The following is a 1,180-nucleotide window of genomic DNA, read 5'->3' on the forward strand; positions in this document are numbered from 1 at the left end:
ACCGGCAAGCGATTGGGCCGCTGCCCACAGGAGTGGTTGAGGGCCGTGGTCAGGGCGTGCATCGAGAAGACAGATTATCCCATCCCGGCAGAACTGATGCCGTCAACCCCGTCCTGGTGAATAGATACGTGCGAACAAGTATCCCAAGAACAAAAAATGAAAATTTTAGTCATTTAATATCAATGGGTTACCAGTAAATGCTCTCGTGCCATATGACTTATTCGCACCTTCCCTAGGGTATACGGCGTTGTACAGGCCCTCAATGCGGCACTATCCCTCAACAAGAACGATACACCAAGGCGTTGTCATGGATAAACAGACCAGCTTGGGGCCTCGGTGGCGTGGCTCCAGCCACATTGCTGAATAGACCGATGGGGGTTCAGGCTGTTGTGAATTTGGTGGGACGGATTCAGCATGGGGTGTGCAACTAAATCGAGGGTTGTGGTAGGCGAACCCCCACAGAATGCTTCAAAAACAACCAATCTCATCATTTTTTGAAATTTATTTCATTCACCCCACTTGAAAAATTCGGAAAACTGTCCATTTATTAATTATGAGAGCTATAAATTAATTTTTCCATTTCAACATTCCGCTGCGACGCAGCGAAGAGAAACCAGGTTTTACTTTCCCACCTTGTTTTCTCTTCCAAATTAAATATAAACATGGAATGTAGAAATTAAATCCATCTTCATAAAAATCAATACTCCTTGAGAAGACCATCAAGCAATGAATACACTCTAGAAAAGTAGAAATAGTACACGCTTGATGAAAGTAATAAATATCTGGTTGCATTCTCCGCCAAGGGCGGAATTATAAATATGCATTTTCAGAAATAAACTTTCTACCAAGAGCGGTTAGGGAAAGTGCGAACAAGTATCCCACGAACAAAAATGAAAATTTTAGTCATTTAATATCAATGGGTTACCAGTAAATGCTCTCGTGCCATATGACTTATTCGCACCTTCCTTAGTTATACCTGACAGAACGATAATTATCGAAAACGCCATGCACACCCATAAGAATTCCATTGTGGTGGGGCCTTGTTGCTCAAATCGGGGAACTATCTGTCATCTCGGTGATCTGATCCTGTAGCGCAGTCTCCGAGAGCATCAGATGGGCAAGTCCAAGCACAAGATCAGCAACTGGCAGCAGTACAACCAAGCCTTGGTGCAACGCGGTT

The 1,180-nt window shown here is 43.9% G+C and carries 1 protein-coding gene; it reads left to right on the forward strand.

The genetic code is table 11. The annotated features are described in order from the left end of the window. The first annotated feature begins 341 nt into the window (after positions 1-341). On the forward strand, positions 342-431 hold the full coding sequence (locus J9889_RS24305; RefSeq protein WP_324826347.1) for a hypothetical protein: 90 nt from the start codon (positions 342-344) through the stop codon (positions 429-431). The last annotated feature ends 749 nt before the right edge of the window (positions 432-1,180 follow it).

Origin of the sequence: Aeromonas sp. PrichA-15, from assembly GCF_017939245.1 — a bacterium.
Lineage (GTDB): Bacteria > Pseudomonadota > Gammaproteobacteria > Enterobacterales > Aeromonadaceae > Aeromonas > Aeromonas caviae.